This is a genomic window from Amycolatopsis rhizosphaerae, assembly GCF_007713715.1.
In the GTDB taxonomy this organism is placed as follows: domain Bacteria; phylum Actinomycetota; class Actinomycetes; order Mycobacteriales; family Pseudonocardiaceae; genus Amycolatopsis_E; species Amycolatopsis_E rhizosphaerae.
Genome location: NZ_VJWX01000020.1, coordinates 18,563 through 32,641 on the forward strand (window position 1 = coordinate 18,563; position 14,079 = coordinate 32,641).

6 protein-coding genes are annotated in these 14,079 nt (G+C 67.3%); all 6 read right to left on the reverse strand.

Annotated elements, in window-relative coordinates:
• Positions 1-6: 6 nt before the first annotated feature.
• On the reverse strand, positions 7-1,497 hold the full coding sequence (locus tag FNH05_RS39090; protein WP_246127510.1) for a hypothetical protein: 1,491 nt from the start codon (positions 1,495-1,497) through the stop codon (positions 7-9).
• Positions 1,497-4,394 (reverse strand): DEAD/DEAH box helicase, encoded by a 2,898-nt coding sequence (locus FNH05_RS04015; RefSeq protein ID WP_144585898.1) that lies wholly within the window; start codon positions 4,392-4,394, stop codon positions 1,497-1,499. Before FNH05_RS04015 ends, FNH05_RS39090 begins: the two co-directional genes overlap by 1 nt.
• A gap of 25 nt (positions 4,395-4,419) precedes the next feature.
• On the reverse strand, positions 4,420-10,617 hold the full coding sequence (locus tag FNH05_RS04020) for a protein kinase domain-containing protein (RefSeq protein ID WP_144585899.1): 6,198 nt from the start codon (positions 10,615-10,617) through the stop codon (positions 4,420-4,422).
• Between the two features lie 334 nt (positions 10,618-10,951).
• A complete protein-coding gene (gene fxlM / locus FNH05_RS04025) occupies positions 10,952-12,157 on the reverse strand; it encodes a methyltransferase, FxLD system (RefSeq protein ID WP_144585900.1) in 1,206 nt (401 codons plus the stop codon).
• Positions 12,157-13,311: a lanthionine synthetase C family protein gene (locus FNH05_RS04030; protein WP_144585901.1), complete on the reverse strand. Its 1,155-nt coding sequence runs from the start codon at positions 13,309-13,311 to the stop codon at positions 12,157-12,159. Before FNH05_RS04030 ends, fxlM begins: the two co-directional genes overlap by 1 nt.
• Positions 13,308-14,079 (reverse strand): thiopeptide-type bacteriocin biosynthesis protein (locus FNH05_RS04035; protein WP_222426516.1); only part of this gene is annotated, 772 nt, incomplete at its 5' end. The genes FNH05_RS04030 and FNH05_RS04035, both read right to left, overlap by 4 nt.

Genomic DNA, 14,079 nt, shown 5'->3' on the forward strand with positions numbered 1-14,079 from the left:
TCCGGCTCACCTGGCCGCCGTAGCCGCGATCTCGGCCCGCTTGACCGCGTCGTCGATCACTGGGTCCAACGTCGAGTCCAGCAGGCAGTCGATCAGCGAGGACGGGGTGTAGTACGAACCCGTGGTCTTGCGGCTGTTACCCGCCATCGCCACCAACTCGAAGGTGCGATCCACCGCGCTGTGTTTCGGCACCAGTTCCAGCAGCGACTCGTAGATCGAGCCGAGTTCTTCGGCGTCCAGATGCTGGTAGTCGACCGAACGCCACCGGCGCGAGTCCACGTCGCGCACCTGCGCGAGGTGCCGCACGGCGGAGAGCAAGTACTCGTTGGACAGAGCCAGGCCCCAAAGCGGGGCGTCGGCGTCGTTGTCGTCAAAGATCCCGCCGAGACCCGGCAGGCCCAGTTCGGGGCGGCCCTGCTCGTCTCCCAGCGCGTCGAGCACAATACGTAGCGCCCGGTACAGGTCGTCGTGCGCGGTTCCCCGCCGACGGCGAGCATGTTCCCGCAGTCTGGCCGTGGAGAAGTAGGCGGTGTAACGGTCTTTCGCCTGCTGGTCGGCCTCCTTGGAGTGGAGGACACCCCGGTCCTCCACGACGAAGAGGAACAGCATCCGGTACACCAGCCGCAACAGGGCGGTGTGGAAGGTGTGGACGTCGAGGTTGGCGCGCAGCTCGCCGTTGTCTGGGTGCTTGAGGAAACCGGTGCCGAGCGTGGTGATCGCCTGCTGCACCCCGTCGCGGAGCTGGTCCAGGGCACGGGTGCCCGACGCGATGGCGTCGACGCGCCACTTCTCCAGCCAGCACGTCGAGGGTGCGGCGCCCTCGGCCACCGCGAACCGCGTGACGTGCAGCAGCCGGTACAGCAGCACGAACTCGCTGAACAGCTCGCCGTCGAAGATGGCTTCCAGATCGAACTCGACGTACGAAGCAGTCGCAAGGGCACTGGAGTCCCGCAGCAGCCGGAGCTGGCGGCCGTTGCTCACCACGCCCCACAGGTGGGTTTCCGTCCGGTTCAGGCATTCCTGCACCAGTGACTGTGCCGGAACGGTGCCCGCACCGCCCGGCCGTTTGTCCAATGAGATGTGCCAGGCGGCCAGATGCACGGGCACGTGGTTCCAGCGGTGGCTGATGGCGAAAGTCTTCCCGCCGTCGTCCGCGCTGATGCCCGATTCGCCCAGTTCGGTCAGCGCGCCGAAACCGAGTTCGTGAAACAGCGGCGCAAGCCACTGGCTGACCGCGAGACCGGTCGGGTCGGCGGGCACCTCGGTTTGCGGGGCCGGCGGCAACTTCTCGCGCAGTTCCTTCCACACCGATTTCAAGTAGTCCCAGTGACGTTCCGCCTCGTCACTCACCGAGCGAGCCCCGACCACCCGGTAGTCGGCGGGCCGGGAGCCGGTCACGTCCTTGCCTTCGCTGATGCGCACCAGCATGTCGGCGGGCAGCAGGGCGCCGACCGTGTGGACGGCGGAGAAAACCTGGTTACGAGCGACAGCGGACATCAGGCGGCCCCTCCCGAGACCGGCAGGTACACGTAGGCGCCGAGAACGTCGGCAGGTTTCTGTGCGACCACGTTCACACCGCGGACGATCTCTCCGGACACGCTGCGCACCCGGCGGTGCGAGGCGAGCAGTTCGGCGGCCAACTCATCCCCATAGGACAGTAGGTGCTCATCTGCGGCAGGCAGCGCGTCCAGTAGGCGCTTGATGCTCCGCTCGGCGAAGGTCGGGTCGGTGTTCTCGTCGGCGGTCAGCTCGACAAGGTCCAATGCCTCGTGCGGCGAGAGCCAGGCAGCCTTCTCCGGGGTGCCTCGGAAGGCGAGCAGCCGGGCGTCTTCGGCGACCAGTTGCCGTTCCCCCGAGCGGGACGGCAGGGTCAACTGGAAACGGTAACGGACCAGCAGCAGGGTGGTGCGCACGTCCACGCCCTTGGTGCGGATGACGCCGCATCGCCTCGCCGGACGCGGCCCGCTGACTTTGCCGTCCAGCGCGGCATTGAGCACGTATCCGGCGACGGCGCCCACCACCGGGTCGGTGCGGACCAGTGCGACCTCCCCGCGTGCGACCGCGGCCGTGGTGCGGAACGGCACGAGCCTTCCCTGTTCGACGGCCTCACCGCCCAGCAAAGGCGCCAGCGCGTCCCGAAGTCCGGCGGGAGTGCCACTGAAGTCCGCGGTGAACTCGCCCTCGCCGTTGCCCCGCACCACCGCTTCCAGCGCGGGCAACGCGAGCCGGACGAATTCCCGGACTTCGCTCGCCCGGCCCAGCGTGTCCCGGATGGCGGCGACCTCCCGGGCCACCTCCTCCGGGTGGATGGCGCGCTGGGCGAAGCGGGAGCGGGACGTCTTCTCCCGCTCCGCCGCCGACTGCCAGTCCGACTCCAGAGCCTTGGCCTTGGCGTCGAGGTTGTCGACCTCGAACAGGCTCGCCTGCTCCGGTTGCTGCTTGCGCATCAGCAGCCACTCGACGATCGCGTCCGTCACGCCGGACGAAGCCGCATCCGGTACCGACACCGAGATGCCCAGGTCCTTGCGGATCTGGCGGTGTTTCTTCAGCAGAACTTCGAGCACCTTGCCGTCGATGCCGTTGTCGCTGCCGTAGAGCGTGACCACCCGGACCACGTCGCGCTTCTGGCCGTAGCGGTCGACCCGGCCTTCCCGCTGGTCGTGCCGGGTCGGGTTCCAGGCCAGGTCGTAGTGCACCACCGCGTCGAAGTGGTGCTGGAGGTTCACGCCCTCGGACAGGCAGTCGGTGGCGACCAGCACCCGGCGCGCCGCCGGATCCTCCCCGGCCTTCGCGGCAAGTTCCCCGATGCGCTGGAGCCGCTGCTGCGGGGACAGGGTTCCGGTGACCGCTCGGATCACGGTCTTCTTACCGAGATCGCCCTCAAGGTGCTGGGCGACGTAGTCGGCAGTGGGAATGTAGCGGCAGAAGACGATGGGGTGGTAGCCGTCGGCGAGCAGTGCCTTGAGGTGTTTGATCAACGCGGCAAGCTTGCGGTCTTCCGCCGGGCCCTCGAGTTGCTTCGCCCGTTCGGCCAGTTCAGCCAACTGTGCTCCGGCCTGGCCGGTCTCGGCGCCGGGCACCACGTCGAGCCCTTCGAGCGCGTCGCTGTCGCCGCTGTCCCGGGTGAGCGGTGCGCCCAGGCGATCGGCTTCCTCGGGAGTGGCGGCAGCCGCCGCGGCCGACCTGGTCTCCAGGGTCTGCGCCGCAGCCCGGGGGGACGACACCATCGAGCGCAGCAGTGCGATAGCCGACCACCAGGCGATGCGGGCTTCGCGCTTGCCCGTCTGGCCTGCCGCGGCGACGCGCTCGCCCGCATACGCGACGGCGTCATCGAGCAGCGCCCGGTAGGCGGGCGAGAGTTTGTAGGTCTCGTCCTTGAAGAACCGATCCGAGGGAAAGGTAGTGTCCTCACGCAGGCTGGCGTCGGAGATCCCATCCTGCTCGGTGAGGAACTGCCGCACATCCGCGCGCTTACGTTGCACGAAGTGCGCGGCCAGCAGCCGCCTGCCAGCGGTGCTGTCGAAGTCCACGGCAGACAGCTCGGGCTTGAGCAGGCCGAGGAGTCCGCGGAACGCCGCCTCCTTGCCACTGTGGGGGGTGGCGGTCACTAACAGCAGATGCCGCTCGGCGTCGGCGGCGATCCGCTGCAGCAGCTCGTAGCGCAGTTGACTCTGCGTGGACGCGCTGTCGTCCGCGGAGACGCAGGTGTGCGCCTCGTCGACGATGACGAGATCCGGGCAGTGCTTGACGAAATCGTCTCGGTGCCGGGTCGATTTGATGAAGTCGGTGGACACCACGACGTGCGGGTACTTGTCGAACAGCGACTGTCCCAGGTCCAGTCCGCGCTCCAGCTTGGACACGGTGGACGCCAGCACCAGTTCGGCGTCGATACCGAACTTGCTGCGCAACTCCTCCTGCCACTGTTCGGCCAGCGCCGGGGAGCACAGCACCGCCAGGCCGCGGGCGCTGCCCTGAGCCAGCAGTTCGGCGGCGATCAGGCCGGCTTCCACGGTCTTGCCGATTCCCACGTCATCGGAAATCAGCATCCGCACCACGCGCTGCCGCAATGCCATCAGCAACGGCACGAGCTGATACGCCCGTGGCTCGACGGCGATTCCGGCAAGCGACCGGAACGGCCCAGCGCCGGAGCGAAAACCGATGCGCAGCGCGGACCGGAGCAGGCCCGCGGCCAGCGCGTCACCGAGATCGTCGGCCGACGGCGGCGGGAAGGTGGCGTCACGAACCTCTTCGAAGGCGGGGAAGACTGCCGCGATGTCGTCATCGGTGCCGCCGAGAGGGCGCAGCACCAGCATGTCCGCCGCGGTCTCCGGCAGGACGATCCACTCGCGTCCGCGCGCGGACACCAGGGAACCCGGGATGTAGGTGGTTGTCATGTTCGCTATTCCGTCTTCCTGATCGTCAAGCAGTCGCGCCGGGGCCGAAATACCGCTGAAACTCCTGAGCAATGGCCCGCCAGTCCCCGTCATGGGGGAATCGGACGACCTCCCAGCCCGCGTCGTAGAGGCGCTCTTGGGCATCGGCGTCCCGCTGGGCCACGGTGGCGTGCTCGTGCACCGGGCCGTCGACGAACACCGCGAGGCTGACTCCGGGCAGCCGGTAGATGAAGTCGGGTCGGGCCAGTGCCTCCGAGACGAAGGTCTGCGCCTCGTCCGGCAGCCGAAGCCCCTGCTCCTTCAGCCACGTGATCAGCCGCTCCTCCAGCCGCGTGTCCGACTGCGAGGTCAGGCGCGCGAGCTGGTCGGTGCGGGACTCGTTCTGACCGGCAGGCAATGCCTGCGCGCTCGCCAGGCGGAGCAGCAGCTCACGCACGGAATGCCGGTCGATCGCACCGTGGTTGAGCTGGTTGCCGTAGGTCAGCAGGCAGTCGTAGCAGCCGCGCGCGCACGGGCGGTCAGGGTGCGGACCGCCGCGATCGTGACCGTCTCGGTCGAAGTGACAGATGTCCAGTGCGGCGACCGCGGCCCTGGCCAGCGCCGCCGGGTCCGACTGCATCAGTCGAAGCACCCCCGCGCCGCCCTCGGCCGCCTCGGTGAACAGAATCCGGTCGCGTGGGCCGTGGTCGGGCGGCAGCAGTTCGGCGGTCAGTTCCGCGTCTTCCAGCTCGAACTCGGACTCGATACCGCGTTCCAGCGCGTACATCAGCGACAGCGCCACCTCTTCCGGGAGCGGTTGGGCCAGTTGCAGCACCAGAATGTTGCGTCGGTCCTCGACGTAGGGGATCACCCGCTTCTTGCGGCGCTTCTCGTTGCCGTCCGCGTCGACAACGGGCATTTCGCTGGAGTCGCCGGATGCATCAGCGGCGTCCCGCTCGTTCATCCACCGCCCGTCCGCGGGATCGAGCCAGAAACCGTCAGGCTCGTCCTCTTTGGCGCGAATGCGGCCCACGTTCGTGATGCGCACGGTTGCCGAATCGCCGTAGGTCACGGTGGCGATCTCCCCCGTCGCGTCGCTGACTTTCGCGTCACGGCGCCCGGGCCGCAGCCCGTGGTCGTGGAACCGGTAGGAGGTCACGAGGCGGAACCCGGCGCGGCGGCGTTCCTCTTCGTCAGAAGAGATCCGCTCACGCCGCCGCGTGTAGACCGTGTGCAGATTGAGCAGACCGCTGGTGATCTCGCGCAGCGGCTCGTCACACATCTGACAACGGTCGGCCTTGTCGTTCTGGTCGTGGTGGTAACCGCACGCCGTGCAGCGTTTGGCGCTTGTGGTCACCACATCGCCACTGCCATCGGACGGCAACTGGATCCGGGTGACCTGGTAGCGAGCGCCTTCGTGGTAGATCAGCGCTCCGGGCCCGAACTCGCGGATGGCGAGGAACCGCGGACGCTGCAGGTAGTCACCCTCGCCGAAGCGCCGCCCCGAGGTGGGGATGTAGGCGGCGAGCGGCAGCCGCGGGAAGGAGTAGCCGGGCAGGAACCCCTCGCTGGCCAAGTAGCGGTACGGGTTGAAGTCCGACAACACCGACTTGCTGTCCGGGGTTTCGTTCTTGAGCAGGTTGAGCTGGGTTTCGGCTTCCCGGCGACGGTTGACGGCGATCTGACGGTCGCGTTCGGACAGCGTGTGGTCCAGTACTCGCTTGTTCTGCTCGGCCTGGTCGGCCTGCGCGGCGCGAAAGAGATCGCGCCACCGGTCGAACGCCTCGTTGAACTGCCGGGGTGCCGCCCGGACGGTGTCGTCGATCCACTGGTCGTCCCACCATGCGGAGTCGGCAAGATCGCCCCGCAAACCGCCGAGCACCTCGCGTGTGGCTTCTGCCGCCCGGCGAGGCACCAGCGCGTCTTTGAGCGCCGTCTCCACGTGGTCGAGCAACGGGAGCTTGGGGTCACTGATGTCGACGATCTCCGGGACGGCACGACCCAGCTTCAGACCCGACTCCGCCAGCCAGATCGCCTGCACGTGCGAACGGACCAGGTCCTCGTTGGCCAGATCGAGCCGGGGCGGGGCCACGGCGCCGGCCACCATCCGTTCGGAGCGGCGGAAGTAGTACTGGTCGTGGCTGTTGCCGGTGGCGCAGTAGGTGGTGACCAGCGCGGGCTGCCCGGACCGGCCCGCGCGGCCGCTGCGCTGGGCGTAGTTGGCCGGAGTGGGCGGGACGTTGCGCATCATCACCGCGTTCAACTCGGAGATGTCCACACCCAGCTCCATGGTGGGTGAGCAGTACAGCAGTTTCAGCTCGCCCTTGCGGAACGCTTCCTCGCGCTGTTCCCGGTCCGCCGGGGTCACCTGTGCGGTGTGCTCGCGGGCGACCAGTCCGCCGAGTGTGCCCGCCGTGTCCCGGTAAAGGTCCCGGAAGAACCTGTTGACGCGCGGTCCCTCGCCACTGGCGTAGGTACGGGTGAGCGGGTCGTGTACGCCGACCTCGCCGGTGCCCGCCTGCCAGACCAGGATGCGGGCGGCCACCCGGTAGCCGGTGACCGTCGACGTGGGCCTGCCACGACGGCCGTACTGGGGAGAAGCCTTGACGCGTTGGACCATGCTCGCGTCGGCGAGCGTTTCCAGCAGATCGGCCACGATCTGCTGCGCGTCGTCCGGGGACAAGTCGGGAAAGTGCACGCGCCGCAGGTACTTGCCGAACTTGCCACGGCCCGACAGGTACAGGCCCGCGTTGTCCATGCCGGGTTTGCGGCCGAACGGGAATGCGGTCCCCTCCGGCTCTCGGTCACTGCTGGACAACACCCACGGGTCGATCAGGCGTTCCTCGCTGGCCCGCTGCAGCGTGTAGAAGTCATCACGGAAATACTGCACGTCGATGGCCAGCGACCGGCGCATCTCGTCAAGCAAGGCGCGGATGATCTCGGTGCGCTGCCCTGGTTCGGCGTCACGCAGCTTCGGATGGGCCTTCGACCACCTCTTCGGCTCGTCGGCCAACCAGTCCAAGTCTTCGTAGTGGATTTCCAGCAGACCCGTCTGCTCCAGGTTGGGCATGGTGACGCGCCAGCCGCGTTTCAGGTCCAGGTACAGGCGGAAGGCGATGACGTCGCGCAGAGTCTTGGCAGCAGCGCGGGCCAGCGAGGGGGGAAGATCGTCGGCCCCCGCGAAATCAGCGATCTCCAGATTCAGCGCCTCGGCGACGCGGGCGGCGAGTTCCTCGTGCTGGATTCCCTCGTCGCCAGCCGCGAGCGCCGCCCGGTACAGGGCCCCACGCAGCTGGATGATCTGCACGAAGTCGTTGAAATGACCGGCTTGCAGCGAGGCGTCCTGCCGGTTGTCGACGAACGTCAGCAGCTTGCGGGCTTTCGGGTCGAGCGCTTCGGGAGGCGCCTGCTTCAGAGAGCGGACGATGGAAGCAGAGATCAGCGAGGTGGCGGACGACCGGCCTTCCTGGTCGAGCGTGGCGAGCTTGGCGAAGTCCCTTCCCCTGGTCTGCTCGTAGCTCACGGCACAGTGCAGGCAGAACAGGAACGGTGCCGGAATGAACGCTGCCCGAAGCTCGCCCTGCCCCTCCACGCCGTAGGGGTCGACCGAGATGGCCTGAGGTAAACGCTTCCGGTAGGAATCGCGAACCGATTCGTACCCGTGCTCGTCGACCTCCAGCCAGGACTCCGGCAACCGGCGGTCCGCGATCGCCTCCTCCGTGGTCGTCGGCCACGGGCGATCGGAATCGAGGTACAGGTAGCCGTCGCCGGTACGGCCCCCGGTCGCCGACGTGTCGCGGCGAGGCTCGTAACGAACAGTGGCACCACTGCTGTTCCGCCAGACCGTCAGATACTCCTGGCCACAATCGCGGCAGAAGGCGAGCGGCAGCAGGACCTTCCCGTCGGAACCAGGCTGAATCCGCTGGTAGTCACGGGTCAGGTAGCGAGTCTCGCTGTCCTCCAGGGTGACGTAGACGGTGTCACCCTTCGACAGGAACTGGTGAAGCCGGAAAGCGAACAGCGGCCGGTCGGTCACCGGATGCCGGGCTTGAGACCCCGCCTCGAGAGTTCGCCGGATCGCTTCCGCACACGTGTCGGCGGCTACGCCGGTCTGCTCCGCGAGCTCGTGAGCGGCCTCTTCGATCTTGGCAGGCCGCTGGCGGATCAGCCGCCCCGCGGCGTCCGTGGCCAGGCCGAACTGCGTCTCGATCCACCGGGCCAGCGGGTCGGACACCAGTTCCGCGTAGGAACGGGGAGGGTGCACCGCGTCGAGCCGCTCCACGGGAACGGCACCGGTGTCCGGTTCGGTGGCGCGCACGAGAGTTTCACCGATGACGTTGGCCGGCTTCACCCCAGTGCCGAAGAGTTTGCTCGCCACCGCGGCGACGACGGCCTGCTGGTCTTCGAAAGTGCCTTCGCTGGACATGGTCGCCGAGGTGCCGATGCACTGCAGCCCGTCGGCGAGGCAGGCTTCACGGACCCGGCGGATGAGCAGAGCCACGTCCGCGCCTTGCCGCCCACGGTAGGTGTGCAGTTCGTCGAAGACGAGGAACTCCAGCCCCTTGGCCATCTTGATGAGCGAACGCCGGTCGTCGGGCCGGGTGAGCATCAGCTCCAGCATCACGTAGTTGGTGAGCAGGATGTCCGGCGGATTGTCCCGGATCTCCTTGCGGCGCTCGTCGCTCTCCTGTCCCGTGTAGCGGGCATACGTGACGGGTTCGCGACCAGGGCCGTACCCGTCGAGCAAGAACTTGTCCAGCTCTTTGAGCTGGCTGTTGGCCAGAGCGTTCATCGGGTAGACGACGATTGCGCGGACCCGGCGACGCCCAGCAGGACCTTCTGCGTCTCGCTGCCGCAGCACACGGTCGACGATCGGCACAATGTAGGACAACGACTTGCCGGAACCGGTACCGGTGGTGAGCACGTAGGACTCTCCGGACCGGGCGATGTCGATCGCCTCACGCTGGTGCCGGTGCAGGGTCAGGGGCCGCCCGTCACACACCACGGACCCCTCCGTCTTACCGCTCTGGAAGATCCGTGTGCACTCGTCGTGCAGCACACCCTGACCCGCCAGCTCAAGCACCGTGCCGCCAGAGGCGAAGAACGGGTTCAGCGACAACCAGGGGTCCGGCCATTGGGACTTCGAGTCCAGATCCCCCTTGACGAACCGGGCAATTCGCTCGTTCCGAATGGTCGTGCCACCCTCGGTGAAGGACCGGTAGTCGGCGATGAGCTTCTGGTGAACACCGAAGACGTCCATCCCGGTGACCGGTGACGGGGGCACCGAACCCTCAGGCCGCGCCGGGGACGGCACGTGCGAACCGGAAAGCCAAGCGACGGGGTTCAAGCCGTCCCAGCCCCGTATCGTCTCGGTGCCGGTCGCGAAGGGCAGGAGCGCCCGGCGGACAGCGACAGCGTCCGTCGGTCGATCCGAGGGCTCTTTCGCCAGCAGGCGCTCGACGAGCCGGGAGAGATCTCCGGGTATGTCCTTCCGCAGCAGGCGGATCGGGGGAACCGTGTCGTTCAGATGTTTCTGACCGAGCTCGTGCGCAGAGGCGGTGTCGAACGGCGGACCGCCGGTGAGCAACTCGAACAGCACGCACCCCAAGGCGTACAGATCAGCTGCCGGGCCGACAGCGGCGGCAAGGAACTGCTCCGGCGCCATGTAACGTGCGGTGCCGACGGTGACGCCGGTGCTGGTGATCCTGCCCGTGTCGGCGTCGTCGACGAGACGACCCATGCCGAAGTCGAGGACCTTGACTCCCCCGCCCCGCACAATCATCACGTTGGACGGCTTGAGATCACGGTGAACGACACCCACGCCGTGGGCCGCGGACAGGGCATCGGCCATCTGCACACCGATCGCGGCGACCCAGGAGATCGGCAACTGCGGCCGCTCTGAGAGCAGGTCATACAGCGAACGGCCGTCCAGGTACTCCATGGCCAGGTACGGGACTCCCGCGTCGTCCACACCTCCGTCGACGGTGCGAGGAAGGTTGGGATGGTCGAGCCGGTGCATGATGCGCACCTCGCGTTCGAAACGCTCGACGACCTTGACTCCCGGCTCCGAATCTAGTAAGAAGCCGCCCGAGCTGCGCAGGATTCGTTTCACGGCCACGACGCGGCCCGGGGATCGCTCCGCCGCTTGGAGATCCTCGGCGCGGTAGACCTCGCCCATGTTGCCCTTGCCGATAGGGCCTAGCAGGCGAAAACGCCCCGCGACGGTCTCCGGCTTCCCCGCCAACTCTCGTCCTCCACGCTTCCTCGACAGTGCGTATGTGCTACGTCGATCAGGTCACTGAAGGCGCTACAACGCACACTCTGTGCAGTTGATCACGCTTCTCACTCTCGGCAATAAACTGGTGCGTGAAAGCGCAATCAGCGACCTGCACAGAGCGTAACGCTCGCAGGGCAGAACGAAAGATCACGATCAGATCAGGGAAGGCCTGGAACAACAGCTCTGATCGAGAGAAGGCAAGCCACGGGAGAGTTGCGGCTGCTCGACGTGATAGTCAAGGCGCTGGAGTCCATGAACGCGGCCGCCATACCCACATGAACCTCGACGGACTCCAGCCTGGTCAGAAGGTCAGGACAAGCTGTGTGTGCTGCTTGTCGATGACCAGGCCATCAGGCAGCCCGTCATCTGGCGTGCTCGCCGGGTAGGCGGCGATGACGGGCTGGGCGTCGCGGTCGCGGTCCCAAGCGCGGATGTGGTCGCACAACCGCTCTGCGAGCTGTTCGCCGCTGGGGCCACGGCCAGTGGCTCCGAGCTCGTATCGGCGTTCGCCCTCACCGTCAGAGGGGCGGGCCTTGGCGAGGTAGGCGATCGAGTCGCCGTCGACCAGCGCCGGGGTGCGGTAGGCGAAGGCGGGATGGCAAACACCGGCTTCGATCGCGGCGGGCTCGACGGCGAGGCGGCAGGTGCCGGGTTCGGTGGCGGTCAGGCGCAGCCATATGTGGTCGAAGGGTTCGTTGGCCAGCACAGTGACGCCGGACCACACAGTTGTTTCCGGCTGGGTGAAGGCGGCGCGGATGGCGTCCAGGTCGAGCTTCTGGTCGCTGTCCCAGTAAAGGCTGACGTCGTCGGCGATGTCCTCGTGCTGCTCACCAGCAGGCACAATGCCGATCATCGGGATGAAGCCGCAGAGTCGGCTGTCTCGTGCCCTCAGCACCCCGTCCTCCCGGACAAAGGCCACGCTCCGGGCCTGACCGCGCCAGTGCAGCGGCACAACGAGGCGGCCGCCGGGGGCCAACTGGTCGAACCAGGCTGGGGGCAGGTCCCACGGTCCGACCGTGACGATGATCTTGTCGTAGGGCGCGTGCTCCTGGTCACCGAGGGCACCGTCCCCGGTCAGCACCCGGGCTTGGCTGTATCCGGTCTCGGAGAGGGCGCCACGGGCATGCTCGGTGACATCGGGGTGGATGTCGATGGTGGTGACCTGGCCCTCCTGGCCAACCAGTTCGGCCAGCAGCGCGGCGTTGTAGCCGGTTCCCGCGCCGATCTCCAGGATGTTGTCGCCGGGCTGAGCGTCAAGTTGGTCGAGCATCATCGCCACAACGGTCGGGACTGAGGCGCAACTGGCAGGCCGGTCCTTGCCGGGCTTGATCGTGATGGCCTTGTTCGCATATGCCTCTTCGGCAGGAACGGCGGGCACGAACAGGTGCCGGGGCACTGTGCGCAACGCCTGCTCGATACGGCTGGACCGCAGGTGACCTGCTTCCTTGATGTGCTGGACCATGCGTTCACGCAGGTCTTCGGCGGGACTGCTGGTCGTGCAGGTCATCAAACTCCTTCGAATTGTGCGGCGAGTTGTGTCGGTCTTGCGGTGAGCAGACAGGTGTCCCATGCGGTGGCTGGGCCGACGATGGTCTGCCGGGTCAGTGCCACTCCGGCCTTGCCTTCCAACAGCCCATCCCCCGTGGGTAGCCCGGAATGCCGGTGGCCCCAGCAGGCGAGCAGGCGCGGGAGTAGGGCGGCCAGTTCGCTGTCATCGCCGGCGTCTTCAGCGGCCCGCCACGTAGTGTGGACGAGCCCGGCCCAGCCGTGGCAGAGCGAGGTGTCGCCAAGTCGGGCGAGTTGCACATCGTCGGTGATACAGGTGGCTAGCACCGCCTCAGCACGCTGCTGCCGTTTGGGGTCGTCCAGCGCGAGCGCGGCCAGTTGCTGGGCGCGGGCCAGACCGGGCGTTCCATAGCACCAGGACGGTCGCTGCGGGCCGCTTCGGCTCACCGTCCCGCTCTCCAGCTCATCACGGGAGATCCTGCCCGGCCACCAAGAGCCGCATCGCCATTGGTTCAGCCAGTCGTCAATATGCTCGATGGCTTCAGCTTGGCCGGGGACGGTGACTCCGCAGCTCATGGCGATGGACATGAGTGCGAGCGGCCCCGTGACGCCGTGTGCGAGCCCAAGATTGCCGTGTCCGCCCTGCTCGTCGGCTGTCCACCAGCCCGGCAGGCTTCGACCGTCGATCCTGATCGGCTCTGTGAGCAGGACCAGGTAGTTCAAGACTTCGCGGAGAAGTTCGGGGTTTGCGGCGCTGAGGAGGTAGGCGCCGAGACCGGTGAGGCCGTTGATCAGGTCGAACTCCCGAGTCTCCGGCGGCGCCCCGCGGTCTATGCGCTCGTGGGCCTTGGTCAAGCGGCGCTCAGTGAGTGCAGTGATGTGGTGGTCCAGCACGTGAGCGGATCGGCCAGCCATGCGCAGGGCGAAGGCGACTGCGTGTGCCCCGCGGAACAGTCCCGCACCTGAGTGGGCGAGCAGCGGCTTGCTGGTCATCGCCGCGATCCAGCGGTCCGCGGTGGGCCAGTCCCCGATTCCGGCTCGTGCGTACTCGATGTGAAGTAGCGAGATTCCGGCCCCACCATTGCCCAGATCCTGCCCCCAGCCGGGCGCCGGTTCATCCTCGGGTGGCGGCGCGAACGGCTCGGTGAGCCTCATCCTCGCGCTCCTGCTGCCTGCTGCGCTTGCCATGCATACGCAGCTTGGCGGGCCAACCGGCGACATGACCTTTCTTGAGCCGGGTCGATGCCGATCGCCCGGTTGTGGTGCATGTGCAGCAACGACTCCAGGACGCCGTCCTGGTTGACGTCGGTAGAGAGCCAACGCCGATAGGCGGTTAGCGCGTCTGTGCGCGAGTGCCAATGTTGCTCCGAGATCTCCGGTGCCACCGGGCCGAGGGCGAGGGTGATCGCTTCGTCGGCCAGGGCCCGTTCGGCTGACGGAGTGGCTGGGGCTGGCCGGTTGACCAGCCAGTTCATCGCTGCGCTCTCGCCGAGGAAACCTTTGACGATACCCACCATGTTTGCCACGACCAAGGCGGTGGAGCGAACGCCGCTGGCCTTCGCCAGGCTGGCTGCCACGACAGCGGAGTCGGCCACGAAGACTGCTTCGGCTGCTTCCATAGCGGGCCCGGAACCGTAGCGTCCGTTCTCGGGGTAGTAGGTGTCGAAGGCGAGGCGCCCCGCGAGATTCGCCTGCCGTAGTCGCTGCGCCCACTCGCCGATCTTGTCCACACAGGCGTGCTCGCTACGGATCCGCAGGCGGAGGTGGTCGGTCTCTTGCGGGCTTCGGTAACGCAGCCACCAGCAGGAATCCGTGCCGAGTGCTGTGAGCAGGCTGGGTAGGTGCTCGGCGATGATCTCGTTCATCCGCTCGGGGTGAGTGTAGATCTTCGCCGCGAGCCAGGTTGTTGTCGGGGAACCGGGG

Bases quoted from the DNA above. Each gene is read 5' to 3' on its own strand.
- FNH05_RS04015 (WP_144585898.1), bottom strand. From the start codon at position 4,394: ATGACAACCACCTACATCCCGGGTTCCCTGGTGTCCGCGCGCGGACGC.
- fxlM (WP_144585900.1), bottom strand. From the start codon at position 12,157: ATGACCTGCACGACCAGCAGTCCCGCCGAAGACCTGCGTGAACGCATG.
- FNH05_RS39090 (WP_246127510.1), bottom strand. From the start codon at position 1,497: ATGTCCGCTGTCGCTCGTAACCAGGTTTTCTCCGCCGTCCACACGGTC.
- FNH05_RS04030 (WP_144585901.1), bottom strand. From the start codon at position 13,311: ATGAGGCTCACCGAGCCGTTCGCGCCGCCACCCGAGGATGAACCGGCG.